The organism is Oribacterium sp. Sow4_G1_1 (assembly GCF_052116105.1).
Lineage (GTDB): Bacteria > Bacillota > Clostridia > Lachnospirales > Lachnospiraceae > Oribacterium.
The window spans coordinates 13,236-32,325 of record NZ_JBQKLS010000023.1 but is presented as its reverse complement, the minus strand read 5'-3'; the positions used below and the strand labels follow the sequence as shown (position 1 = coordinate 32,325).

At 51.4% G+C, this 19,090-nt stretch carries 14 protein-coding genes; 13 read left to right on the top strand and 1 reads right to left on the bottom strand.

The window, feature by feature from the left end; genetic code table 11:
- The first annotated feature begins 117 nt into the window (after positions 1-117).
- The 10 genes from ACTQ52_RS11320 to ACTQ52_RS11275 all read left to right on the top strand — a co-directional run bounded on the left by ACTQ52_RS11320 (position 118) and on the right by ACTQ52_RS11275 (position 9,931).
- Positions 118-921, top strand: a complete 804-nt coding sequence (locus ACTQ52_RS11320) for an SDR family NAD(P)-dependent oxidoreductase (protein WP_410043614.1) — start codon at positions 118-120, stop codon at positions 919-921.
- Positions 922-1,530: 609 nt separating this feature from the next.
- A complete protein-coding gene (locus ACTQ52_RS11315; protein WP_441982675.1) occupies positions 1,531-2,481 on the top strand; it encodes an AAA family ATPase in 951 nt (316 codons plus the stop codon).
- A 59-nt stretch (positions 2,482-2,540) separates the two neighbouring features.
- Positions 2,541-2,864 carry a hypothetical protein gene (locus ACTQ52_RS11310; RefSeq protein ID WP_441982674.1) on the top strand — a complete coding sequence of 108 codons (324 nt, stop codon included), beginning with the start codon at positions 2,541-2,543 and terminating at the stop codon, positions 2,862-2,864.
- Between the two features lie 122 nt (positions 2,865-2,986).
- Positions 2,987-3,997: an AAA family ATPase gene (locus ACTQ52_RS11305; protein ID WP_441982673.1), complete on the top strand. Its 1,011-nt coding sequence runs from the start codon at positions 2,987-2,989 to the stop codon at positions 3,995-3,997.
- Between the two features lie 145 nt (positions 3,998-4,142).
- A complete protein-coding gene (locus tag ACTQ52_RS11300; RefSeq protein ID WP_441982672.1) occupies positions 4,143-4,295 on the top strand; it encodes a DUF3990 domain-containing protein in 153 nt (50 codons plus the stop codon).
- On the top strand, positions 4,288-4,515 hold the full coding sequence (locus tag ACTQ52_RS11295) for a hypothetical protein (protein ID WP_410043615.1): 228 nt from the start codon (positions 4,288-4,290) through the stop codon (positions 4,513-4,515). The genes ACTQ52_RS11300 and ACTQ52_RS11295 overlap by 8 nt, the downstream gene beginning before the upstream one ends.
- Positions 4,516-4,712: 197 nt before the next feature.
- Positions 4,713-6,383 carry an AAA family ATPase gene (locus ACTQ52_RS11290; RefSeq protein WP_410043620.1) on the top strand — a complete coding sequence of 557 codons (1,671 nt, stop codon included), beginning with the start codon at positions 4,713-4,715 and terminating at the stop codon, positions 6,381-6,383.
- Positions 6,384-6,573: 190 nt separating this feature from the next.
- Positions 6,574-7,557, top strand: coding sequence for a type I phosphomannose isomerase catalytic subunit (locus ACTQ52_RS11285; RefSeq protein WP_441982671.1), 984 nt, complete (start codon positions 6,574-6,576; stop codon positions 7,555-7,557).
- 143 nt (positions 7,558-7,700) lie between these two features.
- On the top strand, positions 7,701-8,858 hold the full coding sequence (gene glf, locus ACTQ52_RS11280) for a UDP-galactopyranose mutase (RefSeq protein ID WP_441982670.1): 1,158 nt from the start codon (positions 7,701-7,703) through the stop codon (positions 8,856-8,858).
- Positions 8,859-8,890: 32 nt separating this feature from the next.
- Complete coding sequence (locus ACTQ52_RS11275; protein ID WP_410043623.1) at positions 8,891-9,931, top strand: aldo/keto reductase; 1,041 nt, start codon at positions 8,891-8,893, stop codon at positions 9,929-9,931.
- A gap of 128 nt (positions 9,932-10,059) precedes the next feature.
- On the opposite strand, the gene ACTQ52_RS11270 is transcribed toward ACTQ52_RS11275, so the two are convergent.
- The gene (locus ACTQ52_RS11270) at positions 10,060-10,905 is read right to left on the bottom strand and encodes a hypothetical protein (protein WP_441982669.1); all 846 of its coding nucleotides are present in this window, start codon (positions 10,903-10,905) and stop codon (positions 10,060-10,062) included.
- Between the two features lie 561 nt (positions 10,906-11,466).
- On the opposite strand from ACTQ52_RS11270, the gene ACTQ52_RS11265 reads away from it, so the two are divergent.
- From ACTQ52_RS11265 to ACTQ52_RS11255, 3 genes are all read left to right on the top strand, one after another.
- Complete coding sequence (locus ACTQ52_RS11265; protein ID WP_441982668.1) at positions 11,467-12,006, top strand: hypothetical protein; 540 nt, start codon at positions 11,467-11,469, stop codon at positions 12,004-12,006.
- 245 nt (positions 12,007-12,251) lie between these two features.
- Positions 12,252-15,503 carry an isoleucine--tRNA ligase gene (ileS, locus tag ACTQ52_RS11260; protein WP_441982667.1) on the top strand — a complete coding sequence of 1,084 codons (3,252 nt, stop codon included), beginning with the start codon at positions 12,252-12,254 and terminating at the stop codon, positions 15,501-15,503.
- Positions 15,504-15,655: 152 nt separating this feature from the next.
- Positions 15,656-18,112 carry a glycogen/starch/alpha-glucan phosphorylase gene (locus tag ACTQ52_RS11255; protein ID WP_441226924.1) on the top strand — a complete coding sequence of 819 codons (2,457 nt, stop codon included), beginning with the start codon at positions 15,656-15,658 and terminating at the stop codon, positions 18,110-18,112.
- Positions 18,113-19,090: the final 978 nt, after the last annotated feature.

The window sequence follows — 19,090 nt, the reverse complement described above, 5'->3', positions numbered from 1 at the left end:
GTCAGAGCTACAGGGGATAATAAAAAGTCCCACAGTATCTGAATGTATTTAACCACAGAATCAAAAAGAAAGGAAAATGTTGATTTAGCTTCTGGAATCATCATACAAGGAAGAAAAATGGACAGATTAAAAGGCAAAGTTGCGATCGTTACAGGCTCAACAAGTGGTATTGGTGTGGGAATTGCGAAGCTGTATGCGGCAGAGGGAGCGAAAGTTGTGATCTGCGGCAGAAGAGCGGAAAAAGGACAGGCCGTTGTGGATGAGATCGCAGCAGCAGGCGGAGAAGCTTATTATCACTTTATGGATATGACGCAGATGGACAGCATTGACAAGCTGTTTGCTGATACGGAAGAAAAGTACGGAAAAATCGATATCCTGGTAAACAATGCGGCAAACGTTGGATTAAAGGACGGACGTGTTGATGAACTGACACTGGAAATGTGGGATGCGATCTTCCAGAGCGATATGCGCGGTACATTCTATACAACGAAAGTTGCTCTTCCGTATCTGCAGAAGAATCCGGATGGAGGTTCCATTATCAATATCGGTTCCATGGCTTCCTGCGCCGGCGACCTCGGATCTACCGCGTATGCGTGCGCAAAGGCAGGCGTTAATATGCTGACTCAGGCTGTCGCAACTCAGTACGGAAAACAGAAAATCCGCTGCAACTGTGTTCGTCCGGGTCTGATCGTTACTCCGCAGAACGAGGCGCATGTTCCGCAGGCATTAAAGGATATCTTCCTGAGCAATATTATGGTAGACCGTTATGGCTGCCCGGAGGATATCGGACATCTTTGCGTATATCTTGCATCGGATGAGAGCTATTATGTGACAGGCCAGATCATCAACGTTGATGGCGGTCTGAACTCCCATGTACCGACCGTTGCCCAGTTCAGAGCGCTGAATTCCAGAACCTGGTAGGATTATCGCAGAAGCACCGGAGCGAAAGACAGATCAACAGAAAAACAATACCGTCGTGCAGACGGATATAATGCGGAGATTCCCGGAGACAGATGTGTTTTCGGGGATCTCTTTTGTGTCATAGGGAACTTTTTACCCATATGCTGTTCCGGTTCTGAGAAATGTCGTCAGATGTCGCGAAGACTGCGGGAAAAATTGTTCGGAACGCTAGGAATTTTCAGGAATATTTGTTATAACACTTCTAATCTGTGAATGAAATCGTGGACAATGCAGGGGAGAGGAAGGTGGTAAGACAGATGCCGTCATATAAGGCAGCAATGAATAAAATATATGAAGATTCTTATGGCAGATGGCGTAAAGCTGTCTTTGTCACCGGCATAATCAGCGCGGGAATTATCTTGAACATTGGGGCCAGGCCCCGGGAAGAAAGATATTCGACAGAAGTTTGATAAAGATAAAGAAGAATCTAATAGTGGGATGTGTTGATGTACAGAGTTTAAGGCTTTTGGGGAGAGTGGCGCTAAAATAGGAGGCTGCAAATGGCCATTGAGAAGGTGATTATTAAAAACTTTAAAAAATAATGGGCAAAACACATCTGGCTGCAAAATCGTGAAGGAGTGGCTTACGACACGAGCGGATGAGAAATATCAGAAGCCGGTTAAACTGATTCAACGTGATGAGGAAAAGTCCTTTTACAAATCTTCGGAGAGCGGCAGATGCAGTACTGTAATAAAGGTGGAGGAGAACGAGCTTATCCTTAATAAACTACTTGCTTATGAGGATCTGTTTTACAGACCGGTCGTTGAGAATCTGAATAACATCAAAATCTATGTAGAGAGAGATTTTGATGCAGCGCCGCTGTATATAAAAACGCCACTCATTCCTAAGGACTCTGATGGATTTGATTTTTCAAGCATTAATGATGTGCCTAGAATCGTATATAAGCTGAAGGCGGGGTATCCGGATCAGTATGAGATATTAATGAATACTTTTATGCAACTGTTTCCGAACATCTTTAGTATCGATGTGAAGGAGGTTGATCTAGGGGAGCTGCATGGGCTGGAGCTGCCGGTTAACGCTCCTTATATCATCTCCAATAAAGTATATTCGATGTTTGTTCAGGATAAGAATCTGAATCAGCCATTGAATTTCGAAAGCCTGTCAGATGGAGCCAAGAGAGTGTTTTTGATGTTGACGTATACGATCCTGTCCAGGATCAACGGCTATCATCTGATTGCGTTTGAGGAGCCGGAGAACTCCATTCATCCGAGCTTGCTGCAAAGCTATCTTTCGGTTCTTTCCCAGCTTGCAGGTGACTGCCGTATCATAGTGGCAAGTCATTCACCATATATCGTTCAGTATGTAAGCACGAAGGACATATATATTGGAAAGCCGAATACGGATGGTATAGCGGACTTTGCGAAGATCGACGATAAAAAAGTGAATGCTCTTCTTGCAGATGCTTCTGATAACGGTGATTCTGTGGGGAACTATATTTTTGATCTTCTGTCTGGCGGAGAAGATGATACCGAGATTTTATTGAGCTATCTGGAGAGCTGATATGGCGAAGAAGATTTTGAAGATATCAAGAAAAGTAAAGTGAGAGGAGTCTTAAAATTATGGATATAAGCAAAAGTGACTGGAAACTGTTTCGGGTAAAACTATCAGTTTGGCAGGAAAAGTATATGGAAAGGCTCGTCAGAGAGTATGTGACTGTTCTGACGGATGAGACCCGGCGGGCATCGGATAAATTCTGGGAACTGGAAGAGCGCATAAAAACAGATCGTCAGCATCCGGGCGTGATCATGGAGATGAGAAAATCAGATGCTATATGGCAAATTATGCGTCTTATACGATTGAAGGTGATTACCTATGATGATTTGTCGGATTTTAGTGATGAACTACGACGGGCAGTGAAAGGATTACTTGGTATTGGCAGGTGAGTATTCAGAAGCATTTTGAAATATCTCAAAGCTACGTGAGCCACGATTTTGGGGGTTCTTGTGACTTCTATTATGTGGTAAGATTGAAGTCAGCATAGTATACAGAAATCGGAGTGATGAAAATGCCATTAAAAAGAATTGAAGCAGCCAACTTTACTGTATTCGAAGATATAAGTATTGATTTTTGTAAAGGACTGAATGTATTTATAGGCGAAAATGGGATGGGAAAAACGCACATAATGAAGCTGCTGTATGCGGCATGCTGGGCGTCTAAACATGATGTGTCTTTCTCTCAGAAATCAACGATGCTTTTTCGACCGGATCAGTCAAATATCGGTCGCTTAGTAAACAGAAGAAAGAACAGTAATAATACTGCGCATGTTTCTGTGGATTCTGACCGGGCGAAACTGGGTATGGTATTTACTACTCGCACGAAAAAATGGGATGCAGAGGTTAGGGGAAAAGAAAAGTGGGAAAAGCAGGACCTGACCAGTGTCTTTATTCCGGCTAAAGAGATTCTGTCCAATGCGTGGAATCTAGAAGCTGCAGTTAAGATGGGAAATGTAGAGTTTGATGATACATATCTGGACATTATTGCGGCTGCTAAAATCGACATATCCAGAGGCGCAGACTCTGCAGAAAGAAAAAGATATTTGGAAATTCTGCAGAAAATCAGCACAGGTAAAGTTACATTACTGGATGACAGATTTTATCTTAAGCCGGGTACCCAGGCTAAAATTGAGTTTAATTTAGTTGCGGAGGGATTACGTAAGATAGCTTTGCTCTGGCAGCTGGTAAAAAACGGGACGCTTGAAAAGGGATCGATACTTTTCTGGGATGAACCTGAAGCGAATATTAATCCGAAATATATTCCTGTATTAGCAGAGCTTCTTATCATGTTAGAGCACGAAGGTGTACAGATATTTGTCGCAACACATGACTATTTCTTATCAAAATACATCGAAGTAAAGCGGAATCAGGATAGTGCTGTGCGATACATTTCTTTTTATAAGAATGAAGAGAATAAGGTGCAGTGTGAAATCGCTGAAAGATTTGAATTACTGGAACATAATACGATCATGGATACGTTTAGGCAGCTTTATAGAGAAGAAATAGGAGTTATGCTGAAGTGATTGCTATAGCAGAATCGGAAATGAATTTCGGTGATTTCGACGAGACGAATATATTTCATATAGAAAAATCAAGAATCTATAAAGAACTTGGTACCGGAATCAAAATTGTGGAATTTATTCTGAAATATAAGAAAGATACCATACCATGGAGACGATTCAGCTTTACATTGCGGGAATCCTTCATGCGGAGGAAGCTGTAAACAGACTTCGATACAATAAGGTAAATAATCAGGTATCATTTCACACACAAAAAGCACTGGAATATTTGAGATTTGTTGGGAGGGATCGGTATGAGTGAGATATATACCTTTAATGGGAAAGATATCACGATGAACGTGTTCATTCAGATCCGGGCAGTCGTTGATATTATTAAAGAAGCTAGGAAGATTGATTTCATAGAGGCATTGGGACAGTTTTATCATTCCGATACCTATAAGACACTGCAGAATACGGAAAACGGTCTCTGGGCAGAGTCTCCGGAATATATTGCGGACTGCTTCTTCGAAAACCGGTATTAAAGAGGGGCAGGAGGGGCCAGGCCACGGTAAGAAAGAATAAACAAATTCTAAAAAGTTTATAAACTCTGCAACGGAAATTTGGTGTGCTGATAATTGGATTGATTCGGAATGAGCATGATTTTAGGGGGTGCTGAGTAATGTGCTATCTGGTGGCAAAAGATCGTGATGCGCATGGCTACGTGAAAGGAGCGACAGCGATGAGGATACTGAATATTCCTGTTGGGGTTTCGAATTTTGAAGAAATTCGTAAAAACGGGTATTACTACATCGATAAATCAGGGCTGATCGGAGAACTGCTCAGTAGAACCGGGACGAAAGTGACACTGATCACGCGTCCTCGGCGCTTCGGTAAGACGCTGGGCATGAGTATGCTGGAAAACTTTTTCGACATCCGGAAGGACAGTAGAGCGCTGTTTGAGGGGCTGGAGATTGCGAGGGATCAGGCGCTGTGCGATGCGTGGATGAATCAGTATCCGACGATTTTTGTTTCGTTTCGGCAGGTGGATGGTCTTGATTTCACCGGGGCATACGATATGCTCACCTGGGTCATCTCGGAACTGTATAAAAAGCATCGCTATCTGCTGGACAGCGACAGAATCGGTACCAGTGATAAGGAGATCGCGAAGCAGCTGGAATGGGGACAGGCTTCCTTGAAAGACACGAAAGGAAGTCTGCTGCTGCTTACCAGGATGATGCAGCAGCACTATGGTAAACCTGTGATCCTCCTGATCGATGAGTATGATGTTCCGGTGGCCAAGGCAAACAGTAACGGATACTATGCGGAAATGCTGGATGTCATGAAGGGCTTACTGCAGGCTCTGAAGGACAATCAGGCGCTTCAATTTGCAGTGGTGACAGGCTGCCTGAAGATTGCGAAAGAAAGCATCTTTACGGGCACCAATAATTTTGTGTCCGATACGATTACGAACTCTCGTCTGAATGAGTATTTCGGCTTCGTGCAGAGTGAAGTGGACCAGCTGCTGAAGGATGCGGGTGTGACGGAACAGGCGGACAGCATCCGGAGATGGTATGATGGCTATCATTTCGGAGACTTCGATGTCTACTGTCCGTGGGATGTGATGAATTACATGCTGGAGCTGCAGCGCGATCCGAAGGCGAAGCCGATCAGCTACTGGAAGAACACCAGTGACAATGCGATCATCCGTTCCTTTATCGACTATGCAGGGAGTACGATCACAAACAAGCTTGAAATCTTAATGGCTGGTGGCTGCATCGTTCAGCGAGTGGATGAAAACCTGACGTACGACTACCTGCACGCTTCAGAAGATAACCTCTGGAGCACACTCTACCTGACAGGTTACCTGACGCGGGCACGTGAAGCGGATTATAAGGGTGAAGTTCCAGATGGCATGGTTGCGCTGATGATTCCGAATGCAGAGATCCGGGAGATCTTCGAGACGACCGTCATCCGCTGGTTTGATGACAGCACGAAGAAGTGGAATCGAACTGCGCTGTTTGATGCCGTCTGGCGTGGTGACAGTGAGGGCATAACGAAAGAGATGAATGCCCTGCTCCGGCGCACCATCAGCTACCATGACTATCGGGAGGATTTCTACCATGCGTTCCTGGCGGGCATCTTCACAGGTGCAGGATACATGGTGGATTCGAATAAGGAGCATGGAGAAGGCCGCAGCGATGTGGTCGTCTATGATCCGGTGAATGCACGCGTCGCCATCTTTGAAGCGAAGTACACGAAGACCCTGGAAAATATGGAAAGAGAGTGCGATATGGCATTACAGCAGATCGATGATCGGATGTATGCTGCGGAGTACGAGGACGACTACGACCAGATTCTCTGCTATGGGATTTCATTCTTCCGGAAACGTTGCATGGTAAAGAAAAAGTGATGATCGGGGAGTCGGATGACCTTGTGAGTTGCCGGTGTGCCGTTGATTTTATGAACGTCATCGAGGCCATCCGCATCACCCGAAGATTGACAATTACCCTAGATGTGTTACTATAATCCCACACGTGAAATTGATAACTGTTTATTAGAGCCGTGCGTACAGCATGGCTCTCATTTTTTGTAGTATGCAAGTGAAAAACAGACCTTTCCTCCTGACGCCGGCGGCCAAGGATTATATCTGGGGCGGTACGCGGCTGCGCGAGGAGTATAATAAACATATAGATGTGACGCCGCTGGCGGAGACCTGGGAGTGCTCGACGCATCCGGATGGGCCGTCGCGCGTGGCGAGTGGTGTATTTGCGGGCGAGAAGCTCGTGGATGTGCTTCGTGCGCATCCGGAGTTCATCGGGACGCATCCGAAGACGGACGGCGAGGGCGGCCTGCCGGTGCTGATCAAGTTTATCGATGCGGCGCGGGATCTGTCAGTGCAGGTGCATCCGAGTGACGAGTACGCGCGGACGCATGAGCACGGGCAGCTTGGGAAAACCGAGATGTGGTATGTGCTTGAAGCGACGCCGGGGGCGAGCCTCGTCTATGGCTTCCGCCAGGACCTTACGAGGGCGATGCTGGCGGCTTCACTCGAGGACGACACGGTGGAGCAGTATCTCCAGAAGGTGGAAATCCATCGCGGCGATGTCTTTCTGATCGAGTCCGGCACGGTGCATGCCATCGGCGCGGGTGCGATGATCGTGGAGATCCAGGAGAGCTCGAACCTCACCTACCGGATGTATGACTATCATCGGCTCGGGAAGGACGGAAAACCACGGGAGCTGCACATCGCGAAGGCGCTGGACGTCGTGGATCTCCGGCGGAAACCGCTGCCGGAGCAGCTGCAGCGCGAGCGTGAGGAACACGACGGCTACAGCGTGGAGCTCCTCGAGCAGTGCAAGTACTTCCTGACGGAGCGGATCCACCTGGATACGATGTTAAAATCCGTCGTGTTTGCGACGGGCCCGGCGTCCTTCGAGGTGCTGCTCTGTGTGGATGGCAGCGGTACGCTCAGCGGCGAGGATGTGGAGCTTTCGTTCCGGAAAGGCGACTGCATCTTCGTGCCGGCTGACAGCATTGGCCTCGAGATCCGTGGACAGAGCGAGCTGCTGAAGGTGACGTGCTGAGACCTGGCCGGCAGCAGATTCTGTGAAAACGCTAGACGGATGCCGGTGCGGGCGGGCCGCGTGAAGGGATGCTTCCTGGCGTGTCACCCAAGCGGGATGTTATAGATAAAAAGTGAATGAAATCAGCGAAAGGAGAGCGTGATATGGCGAAATATGATTATCTGGTAGTGGGTGCCGGCCTGTACGGTGCGGTGTTTGCGCATGAGGCGCGGAAGGCGGGGAAGTCGGTGATGGTGATCGATCGGCGTCCGAACATCGCCGGCAATGTCTACACGGAGGATGTGGAGGGCATCCATGTGCATAAGTATGGCGCGCACATCTTCCACACGAACGACACGGAGGTCTGGAACTACGTGCAGCAGTTTGCGACCTTCAACCGCTTCACGAATTCGCCGGTGGCGAACTACCACGGCGAGCTGTATTCGCTGCCGTTCAACATGTACACCTTTAACCGTATGTGGGGCGTGGTGACGCCGGAGGAAGCCGCGGCGAAGATCGACGAGCAGAAGCGGGATTACATCGCGCGGAAGCAGGCGGAGCGCGGGCTCGCGGCGGATGCGCCGTTTGAGCCGCAGAACCTCGAGGAGCAGGCGATTTCGCTGATCGGTGTGGATATTTACGAGAAGCTCATCAAGGGCTACACCGAGAAGCAGTGGGGCCGTCCGTGCACGGAGCTCCCGTCCTTCATCATCAAGCGCCTGCCGGTGCGCCTCACCTTCGACAACAACTATTTCAATGCACTCTACCAGGGCATTCCGGTCGGGGGCTATACGCAGATGGTGGCGAACATGCTGGACGGCATCGAGGTGGAGCTCGGTGTGGATTACCTCGCTGAGAAGGCGAAGTATGACGCGCTCGCGGAGAAGGTGGTGTACACCGGTGCGATCGACGCGTACTTCGGCTACCAGCTCGGCACGCTCGAGTACCGGTCGGTGCGCTTCGAGACGGAGCTGCTCGACCAGCCGAATTTCCAGGGCAATGCTGCCGTCAACTACACCGATCGCGAGACGCCATGGACCCGGATCATTGAGCACAAGTGGTTCGAGTTCGGCAAGGACGCGGAGGGGCGGGACCTTCCGAAGACCGTGATCTCCCGCGAGTTCTCGAGCGAGTGGAAGCCGGGCGATGAGCCGTACTATCCGGTCAATGATGAGAAAAACGGCGCGCTCTATCAGGCGTATAAAAAGCTGGCAGACAGCGAGACGCGCGTGATCTTCGGTGGCCGCCTCGGTGAGTATAAGTACTATGACATGGATAAGGTGATCGCATCGGCACTTGAGATGAGCCGGCGGGAGCTGTAAAGGTTCTTGGTTTCTAAAAGGAGGAAGAAGATATGAGCGAGAAATATGTGGCCGCAGCAGGCCGTTACAGCGAGGAGGAGAAGCTCTACCGGCGTTGTGGAAAGTCGGGACTGAAGCTTCCGAAGGTTTCCCTGGGTCTCTGGCATAACTTCGGCACGGAGGCCGACATGGACGTGATGAAGTCGATGCTGTTTACGGCATTTGACCACGGCATCACCCACTTCGATCTGGCGAACAACTACGGCCCGGAGCCGGGTGCGGCAGAGGAGAACTTCGGAAAGATCATGAGCGCAGATCTTCGTCCGTACCGTGATGAGATGATCATCTCCTCGAAGGCAGGTTTTACCATGTGGGACGGCCCTTACGGTGACTGGGGCTCCCGTAAGTATCTGATGGCATCACTCGATCAGTCGCTGAAGCGCATGCAGCTCGATTATGTGGATATCTTCTATCATCATCGGATGGACCCGGAGACCCCGCTCGAGGAGACCATCATGGCGCTCGATCAGATCGTACGCTCCGGGAAGGCGCTGTACGTCGGCATCTCAAATTACGACGGCCCGCACGCAGCCGAGGCGCGGAAGCTGGCACGTGAGATCCACCTGCCGCTCATCATCAACCAGAACCGCTACTCGATTCTGGACCGCACCATCGAGAAGAACGGGCTCAAGGACTTCGCCCGCGAGGACGGCATGGGCGTCATCTGCTTCTCACCGCTCGCACAGGGCATGCTGTCCGAGAAGTACCTGAAGGGCATCCCGTCCGATTCCCGCATCGCGAAGGACGGTCGTTTCCTCCACGCAGACGACCTCAAGCCGGAGAAGATGGAGGGCATCCGTCGTCTCGATGAGATCGCGAAGCGCCGTGGACAGACGCTTCCACAGATGGCCCTCGCCTGGGACCTCCGCGATCCGGAGATCACCTCGGTTCTGATCGGCGCATCGAAGCCGCAGCAGATCCTCGAGAACCTCGGTGCTATCGAGAACACCAGCTTCTCCGCAGAAGAGCTGCGGGAGATCGACGAGATCCAGGCATCCATCGCCGGCGAACTCGACGCACGTAGACAGGTATAACAGCTTAGGCAGGGGGAACCCGGAGGGGGCGGCAACGGAGGCCATACGTAGAGACCGTGTAAAATCAAGTCGGGTCTCCTGGCTGAACTGAAAACGGCAGAGGGCTTCCCTCTGCCGTTTCGATCGTTTTATCGGTTTTCAGTGGTGACGCTGCCACCGCGGTTCGGGCCGTCGCTGTTTGTGATCACGGTCTGCGGGCCGCTCGCGCTCGAGGAGCTCGTGTTCTTCTTCGGGACGGATGGACCGAAGCCGCTGGTGGATGGTGCGGTCGTGCTCGGATCCACCCGCTCGGTGGTTGAAGCATTGGCGCTGGTACCTGTGCCGGTAGTGGTGCCATCGCCGTTTGCGTCCGTCTTACCGACGGTGATCTTATTCGTCACGAGATCCTTCTTCGACACACTCGCAGTGTTGCCAGCATTCGGCTTATTGAGAACACTGCTGTTGTTCTTCGAGCTGGACGAATGCGTCTTGTTCGTGGACGTATTCTTATTATTCTTGTTGCTCGAGCTGTTCGTCTTATTGGAAGCGTTCGTTTTCGAGCCCGTGCGACTTGTCACGAGACGGGTGCCGTCCGAAGCGTAACCATACTTCCGGAGCCCCTCGATCGGCGTCGGCGCGACATAGGTGCCGACCGGATACGTCCGGGTCACGGGCGTCACTCCGTCGAACCAGGCACCCGCCTCTCCGACGAGATAGCCGTCCGGTGTCGTCTGATTCAGCATGAGATACCCGCTCTCGTCGAAGGCGAAGCACTGGTAGACCCCATCGCCGTCTCCGTCGATCCACTGCCACGCGTAGGTCGGATAGCTCCCATCATCATTTATGTACCAGAACCCCGTCGAGTTTGCCCGCCACTCACCCGCAAGCGCAGGCGTGGACAGAAGCACCGCGCTGAGCAGCGCCGTGGCACCCGCGGCCAGTATGGACATCGCCCTCCCTTTCGTAACTCTTCTGAATCGCTCGAACTTACGCATAACACCTTCCCCCTCGTAGATATAGATGACCGGATGGCCGCAGGATCTCAGCATTGGCCCGCGCCCCATGAAAGAGGATAGAAAACGCAGCTGATGCATGTCTCGTGCGCATACCGGTACAACACACGTACTATAATGCATGAATAAATATACTATAGCATGCCGAGGGTGCAGAAATCCGCGGGATTCGATTGCGATTCGCTTACAGATTTTGACGAAAACGTTAAGAAATCGTCAGAAATTGGAGAAATATGAGGCGACTAGGAAATCTTGCTGCCTGAATTCTTTTCTTGTAGGCATGATCGCGAGTTAAAGCGCTTACAGTGCCTGCAATTGGAATTCTCCAGCAAATCTTAAGCAAATAACAAGAATTTAAGCGCTGTTCTTTATAATCCGCTGTGGTATAGTAGGATTATCAGCTGAATCGGTTTACCGATGGCGAGGCTGAAGCGGTTTGAGAACACCGTAGCTTTATCTGAAGCCTTTCAGAGAACGATTTGATCGTCGGGTGCCCGGCACCTCGAATATCCTGCGGGACCTGCAGGGAAATGGAGAACGAATATGAGAAACTTCACGAAGAAAGTAGTCGCAACCACCACCGCTGTTCTGATGAGTGCATCTGTACTCGCAGGCACCGCACTCGCGGCCGGTACAGGCACCGCAAATACAGCATACCAGAGCCTGGTAGATACCGTCACCTCCACGAAGCAGGTGCGGAACGCATTTAACGCGAAGTCCGTCGCAAGAAACGCAGCGAAGGGCACACAAAAGGCCGGCAGCACCTCTTCCCTCACAGCAAACCAGATCGTAACCAATGTCATCAAGATCAAGGGCGCAGGCGCCGCAGCAGCGAACGGAACCACCGTAAGCGATAAGGTCGCCGCATCGAAGGCAGCTGCTGCAGCCGCAAATGCAGCCTACACAAACGCTGCAAGTGCGATCGGCGAGCCGGATCTCACCCAGACCGCAGGCGCGATGTTCGGACCATCTGTACCGGCGGGCGCATACACGAACCAGATCGCACCGGTCATCGACTACACCATGATCAACGTACCGGGCCCGGACGGACAGATCTCTGACGGAAACGCCCAGGACTGGTAATCTGAAAGCTTACCGAAATCCAGATAAAATCGAGACAAAACTTTTGGAAGCTGTGCCACTTGGCACAGCTTCTTTTCGTATGCCTGCACCGCGCCTTTACACGTTATTTCCTTGATTTTATCATCCCCCTACTTTATAATGAGAAGGCTATAAAGGCCGCATTCTGCCTATTTTTCGGGTTAGAGGTCTGCAACCGGTCCACACCGGTTTATACTTATATATATTTTGAAGGAGAAAAGGCGCTTATGTTTAGAAAAGTTGATACAAACATGAACTTTGTAGAGCGCGAGGGCGAGGTCGAGGAGTTCTGGAGACAGAATCATATCTTCGAAGAGTCCATCAAGGAGCACGAGGGTGATCCATCCTACGTTTTCTACGATGGTCCGCCTACGGCGAATGGTAAGCCGCATATCGGCCATGTCGAGACGCGCGCGTTCAAGGACATGATTCCGAGATTCCACGCGATGAAGGGTGCGATGGTACCACGTAAGGCTGGCTGGGATACCCACGGTCTTCCGGTCGAGCTCGAGGTCGAGAAGCAGATCGGCATCAACGGTAAGGATCAGATCGAGAACTACGGTATCGCGCCTTTTATCGATCACTGTAAGGAAAACGTCTGGAAGTATAAGGGCATGTGGGAGGACTTCTCCTACAAGGTCGGCTTCTGGGCAGACATGGAGCACCCGTACGTTACCTACCATGACGACTATATCGAGTCCGAGTGGTGGGCACTGAAGGAGATCTTCAAGAAGAAGCTCCTGTACGAGGGCTTCAAGGTCGTACCGTACTGTCCGCGCTGCGGAACCCCGCTCTCCAGCCACGAGGTAGCACAGGGCTATAAGGAGCTGACCGAGCGTTCAGCGATCGTCCGCTTCAAGGCGAAGGATCAGGATTTCTACTTCCTCGCATGGACGACCACCCCATGGACCCTTCCATCGAACACCGGCCTCTGTGTAAATCCGGATCTGGACTACGCGAAGGTAAAGGCTGCCGACGGCTACACCTACGTGATGGCCTGCTCACTGCTGGATAAGGTACTCGGTCCGCTCGCGAAGGACGGCATGCCGGCCTACGAGATCCTCGAGACCTATAAGGGTACGGACCTCGTCGGGATCGACTACGAGCCACTCTATGCATGTGCAGCGGAGGCGGCTGCGAAGCAGCATAAGCGCGCACACTTCGTGATCGCAGACGGCTACGTAACGGCAGACGATGGTACTGGAATCGTACACATTGCCCCTGCATTCGGTGAGGATGATGCTCGTGTCGGCCGCGAGAATGGCTTCCCGCTCATCAAGTTCGTCGATGAGAAGGGTGTGATGACCGAGGAGACGCCGTTCGCCGGCATGCGCTGCAAGCCGACCGAGAAGGAGATGGCCGCGGGTGCGATCAGCGCGGATCCAGAGGTACTGAAGGATCTGTCCGCACGTAAGCTGCTCTTCGATGCGCCGAAGTTCACCCACTCCTATCCGCACTGCTGGAGATGTGATACGCCGCTTATTTACTATGCGAGAGAGTCCTGGTTCATCAAGATGAGTGCCGTAAAGGACGACCTCGTTCGCAACAACAACACCGTCAACTGGTTCCCGGCGACGATCGGTACCGGCCGTTTCGGTGCATGGATCGAGAATGTACAGGACTGGGGTCTTTCACGTAACCGCTACTGGGGCACCCCGCTCAACATCTGGACCTGCCCGTGCTGCGGTAAGCAGGAGGCCATCGGCTCCATCCAGGAGCTCCGCGAGCGTTCCACGAACTACGACGCGCTCCTCGCACAGCTGAAGGCTGAGGGCAAGGGCGGCTACAGCTCCGACTATGTGGGCTACGAGCACATCGAACTCCACAAGCCGTATGTAGACCAGATCACCCTGCGCTGTCCGGATTGCGGTGGCGAGATGCACCGTGTACCGGAGGTGATCGACTGCTGGTTCGATTCCGGCGCGATGCCATATGCACAGCATCACTATCCGTTCGAGAATAAGGAGCTCTTCGAGTCCCAGTTCCCGGCACAGTTTATCTGTGAGGCCGTGGATCAGACCCGTGGATGGTTCTATTCCCTCCTCGCCGAGAGTACGATCCTCTTTAATAAGGCACCGTACCAGAACGTCCTCGTACTGGGCCATGTTCAGGACGAGAACGGACAGAAGATGAGTAAGTCGAAGGGCAATGCAGTCGACCCGATGGATGCGCTCCAGAAGCACGGCGCCGACGCCATCCGCTGGTTCTTCTACACGAACTCCGCACCATGGCTGCCGAACCGCTTCCATGATAAGGCCGTCGTCGAGGGACAGCGTAAGTTCCTGTCGACGCTCTGGAACACCTATGCATTCTTCGTTCTGTACGCCAACATTGACGACTTCGACCCGACGAAGTACAGCCTCGACTACGCGTCCCTCGGTGTCATGGACCGCTGGCTGCTCAGCAAGCTGAACACCGTGATCCGCGAAGTCGATGACGATCTCACGAACTTCCGTATCCCGGAGGCGGCGAACGCGATGCAGGATTTCGTCGATGACATGTCGAACTGGTATGTTCGTCGTTCGAGAGAGCGCTTCTGGGCGAAGGGCATGGAGCAGGATAAGATCAATGCTTACATGACGCTCTATACCGCACTGGTAACGTTCTCGAAGGTAGCGGCACCGATGGTTCCGTTCATCACCGAGTCCATCTACCGTAACCTGGTATGCAGCGTGGATCCGTCTGCGAAGAAATCCGTTCATCTCTGCAGCTTCCCGGAGGCGGACGCGTCGATGATCGACACGGCCCTCGAGGAGAACATGGATGAGGTGCTGCACATGGTACTGCTCGGTCGTGCAGCGAGAAACACCGCAGCTGTAAAGAATCGTCAGCCGATCGGTGACATGTATGTAAAGGCAGAGCACGTACTCGATCCTTTCTTCGTCGACATCGTCGAAGACGAGCTGAATGTCAAGAAGGTGACCTTCCAGGATGACCTTCGCGCATTCACTTCCTATACATTTAAGCCACAGCTGAAGACCGTCGGTCCGAAGTATGGCAAGCACTTAAACGCGATTCGTACACATCTCACCGAGATGGATGGCTCTGCAGCGATGGACGAGCTCGACCAGAACGGCGTACTGAAGTTCACCGTGGACGGTGACACCGAGGTCAGCCTCACGAAGGACGATCTCCTCATCGACGTCGCACAGAAGGGCGGCTTCGTGACCGAGGAGGACATGAGCCTCACCGTCGTGCTCGACACGAACCTGACGCCGGAACTCGAGGAAGAGGGCTTCGTCCGTGAGATCATCAGTAAGCTTCAGACCATGCGTAAGGAAGCCGGCTTCGAGGTTATGGACCACATCACGGTTTACGTGAAGGACAATGCAGAAGTCGCTGCACTTATGCAGAAGAATGAAGACGAAATCAAGCGAATCGTAATGGCCGACAGCATCGTATATGACATCATGAAGGGCTATGAAAAGGAGTGGGATATCAACGGTAAGCAGGTAAAGCTTGCGGTTGAGAAGCTGTAATTCATATGTAGACGGCGGAGGCCCTTATGGCCTCCGTAGTTCTTCCGCGGTTCACGAGGTTCCCGCACAGGGGAAGGGGGCGTGATCCTGGTCGGAAGTATATTCGAAGCTTTGCAGATGCAAAGTGAATTGAGAATGAAAGGATTTTATATATGGTGGAAAAGTTTGACAAGGTTGCATTTAAGAAGGCTGTAGAGACCAATGCGCGTAAGCTCTACCGTAGATCTCTCGTAGATCTGAATACGAAGGAAGCATTTCACGCAGTGGCGTATGCTGTCGAGGACGTCATCATCGACGACTGGATGAAGACCCAGAAGGCTGCAGAGAAGCAGGACGCGAAGCGCGTGTACTACCTCTCCATGGAGTTCCTGATGGGCCGTGCACTCGGCAACAACATCCTGAATCTGACCTGTCATGAAGAGCTGAAGGAGGCGATCGAGGAGCTGGGACTGGATCTCAATGCACTCGAGGAGGCTGAGCCGGACTGGGCACTCGGAAACGGTGGCCTCGGTCGTCTTGCTGCCTGCTTCCTGGATTCCCTCGCAACGCTCAACTACTGGGCATGCGGCTGTGGCATCCGCTACAAGTATGGTATGTTCAAGCAGAAGATCGAGGATGGCTACCAGCGTGAGGTGCCGGATGACTGGCTGAGAGACGGTAACCCGTTCGAGCTTCGTCGTGCAGAGCTTCAGAAGGAAGTCAAGTTCGGCGGCTGGGTGGAGACACGTAACGAAAACGGCAAGCTGAAGTTCGTTCAGAAGGGCTATCAGTCCGTCATCGCGATTCCGTACGATACACCGGTGGTCGGCTATGGTAATCATGTCGTCGATTCTCTCCGTGTATGGGATGCCGAGGCGAAGGAGACCTTCCGTCTCGAGGAGTTCGATAAGGGAAACTACCAGGCAGCTGTAGAGAACGAGAACATGGCGCGCAATATCGTCGAGGTTCTCTATCCGAACGATAACCACCTCGCGGGTAAGGAACTTCGTCTGCGTCAGCAGTACTTCTTCATCTCCGCTTCCGTACAGACCGCCGTCAAGGAGTACTACGAGAAGCATGATGGAGACATTCACCATCTATACGAGAAGGTCGCGTTCCAGCTGAACGATACGCACCCGACCGTAGCTGTCGCGGAGCTCATGCGTGTGCTCATGGACGACTATGGCCTCGAGTGGGATGAGGCATGGGAGATCACGAAGAAGACTTGTGCATATACGAACCACACCATCATGGCCGAGGCCCTCGAGAAGTGGCCGATTGAGCTCTTCTCGAAGCTGCTTCCGCGTATCTATCAGATCGTCGAGGAGATCAACCGTCGCTTCTGTGAGGAGATCCGTGCGAAGTATCCGAACAACGCAGAGTATAAGATCTCGAAGATGGCGATCATCTATGACGGTCAGGTGAAGATGGCGCACCTCGCGATCGTGGGCAGCCACGCCGTGAACGGTGTCGCACAGCTTCATACCGAGATTCTGAAGAAGGAGACCCTGAAGGACTTCTATGAGATGTTCCCGGAGATGTTCTCCAACAAGACGAACGGTATCACCCCGCGTAGATGGATGGTACATGCGAACCCGGAGCTTGCAGCCTGGGTAAGCAACAAGATCGGCGATGGTTGGATTACCGACCTTTCGAAGATCAAGAAGCTCGAGGTCTATGCGGATGATGAGAAGTGCCAGGCGGAGTTCATGGCGATCAAGCGTCACAACAAGGAGCGCCTCGCGAAGTACATCCTCGAGCATAACGGCATCCAGGTATCGACGGATGCGATCTTCGACGTCATGGTCAAGAGACTGCACGAGTACAAGCGTCAGCTGATGAACATCCTGCACGTGATGTACATGTACAACGAGCTGAAGGACCATCCGGATATGAACTTCTATCCGCATGTATACATCTTCGGTGCGAAGGCGGCGGCAGGTTATAAGACCGCGAAGCTGACCATCAAGCTGATCAACAGCGTGGCGAACGTCATCAATAACGACGAGTCCATCAACGGTAAGATCAAGGTGGTCTTCATCGAGGATTACCGTGTATCGAACGCCGAGATCATCATCCCGGCCGCGGATATCTCCGAGCAGATTTCGACCGCGTCCAAGGAAGCGTCCGGAACCTCCAACATGAAGCTCATGCTGAACGGTGCCCTGACCCTCGGAACCATGGATGGTGCGAACGTCGAGATCGTAAAGGAAGTCGGTGATGAGAACGCCTTCATCTTCGGTATGTCCGCAGAGGAGGTCATCGAGCTCGAGCACAACCATCAGTATGTACCGATGGAGATCTTCAACAACAACCAGAAGATCCGTCGCGTGCTGATGCAGCTCGTGAACGGCTACTACAGCCCGGAGAACCCGGAGCTGTTCCGTCCGCTCTACAACTCACTTCTGAACACTCAGGAGTCCGACGTCGCAGACCGTTACTTCATCCTGAAGGACCTCGAGTCCTACCACGACGCACAGGAGCGTGCCGTCGCGAAGTACCAGGACGAGGCATGGTGGGCGAGAGCCGCGATCCTCAACACCGCAAACGCCGGCAAGTTCTCCTCCGACCGTACCATCGAAGAGTACGTGAAGGACATCTGGGGACTCGACAAGCTGAAGGTGAAGTGAGAAAGCTGAAGATAGCATCATTCGGAAGAATGTAAAATATGACCGCCGTATAAGCGATGGAAGAATCTGCTTATACGGCGGCTTTTTTGTTGATAGAGTAGGCGTAAAAGAAGCCCCCGGCTGAAAAGCCGGGGGTCTTCCTTTGATGACAGAAAACACTATTATCTGAAAGGATGTAAGATATGACCGGTATAAGCTGTGAAAGAATCTGTTTATACGGCGGCTTTCAAGGGGCTATATAAGGCACCTCTTTTTGTTTGCCTGCCCACCCCCGGCATACATCTTTTATCTACTTACATATCGGTCCCATCCCAAGCAGGCAAACAAAAAACCGGCGCCTGTTTTAGTTCGGTCGAGTGATGCTGTATCAAAACAGTGAAAAATTGGATCGATGCTAACGGCAAGCAGGTTCCCGGGCCCTGGGGCTAAAACGTCATGTTCCTATCCAATATGGCTTGATTTTGAAAATACTGGATATGTTTTTGGACTGGAATAATCGAGGATGGCTTAAACACATCCACTCTTAGGCGATTTTGAAAATACTGGATATGAAAAGCCTTATTTCAAAAGAGGAATCCGGGCTCGAGTATCCAGTATTTTATAAATAAAGGTTAATTGGATATCTGCTTATAAAAATTCTTCTCAGAAGCGCGAAATACATATCCACTATTTGAAAAAACCAAGTAGATTGGATGGTACGCTTATATGCGTATGCATGATTTTACAGAAAACTATCCAATATGCGCCCGATTATGAAATAGTGGATATCTTAGCATCGTACACAAAAATGATAAACGATGTTAAAAATATCCACTATTTCATAATCCGCCAGTTATTGGATAGCATCTTCGATTTTTATCTGTTTCACCCGGTCCGTCAGTGAAGATTTCCAGGCCGCGCTCATTAATTACCTGAAAATCGATCGTAATAGCAGGCACGATCATCAATTTCCGCATTTAACCATGCCTACGATCGTTC

Coding starts and splice junctions, on each gene's coding strand:
- ACTQ52_RS11320 (WP_410043614.1), top strand. CDS start 118: ATGGACAGATTAAAAGGCAAAGTTGCGATCGTTACAGGCTCAACAAGT.
- ACTQ52_RS11310 (WP_441982674.1), top strand. CDS start 2,541: ATGGATATAAGCAAAAGTGACTGGAAACTGTTTCGGGTAAAACTATCA.
- ACTQ52_RS11305 (WP_441982673.1), top strand. CDS start 2,987: ATGCCATTAAAAAGAATTGAAGCAGCCAACTTTACTGTATTCGAAGAT.
- ACTQ52_RS11300 (WP_441982672.1), top strand. CDS start 4,143: ATGGAGACGATTCAGCTTTACATTGCGGGAATCCTTCATGCGGAGGAA.
- ACTQ52_RS11295 (WP_410043615.1), top strand. CDS start 4,288: ATGAGTGAGATATATACCTTTAATGGGAAAGATATCACGATGAACGTG.
- ACTQ52_RS11290 (WP_410043620.1), top strand. CDS start 4,713: ATGAGGATACTGAATATTCCTGTTGGGGTTTCGAATTTTGAAGAAATT.
- glf (WP_441982670.1), top strand. CDS start 7,701: ATGGCGAAATATGATTATCTGGTAGTGGGTGCCGGCCTGTACGGTGCG.
- ACTQ52_RS11275 (WP_410043623.1), top strand. CDS start 8,891: ATGAGCGAGAAATATGTGGCCGCAGCAGGCCGTTACAGCGAGGAGGAG.
- ACTQ52_RS11270 (WP_441982669.1), bottom strand. CDS start 10,905: ATGCGTAAGTTCGAGCGATTCAGAAGAGTTACGAAAGGGAGGGCGATG.
- ACTQ52_RS11265 (WP_441982668.1), top strand. CDS start 11,467: ATGAGAAACTTCACGAAGAAAGTAGTCGCAACCACCACCGCTGTTCTG.
- ileS (WP_441982667.1), top strand. CDS start 12,252: ATGTTTAGAAAAGTTGATACAAACATGAACTTTGTAGAGCGCGAGGGC.
- ACTQ52_RS11255 (WP_441226924.1), top strand. CDS start 15,656: ATGGTGGAAAAGTTTGACAAGGTTGCATTTAAGAAGGCTGTAGAGACC.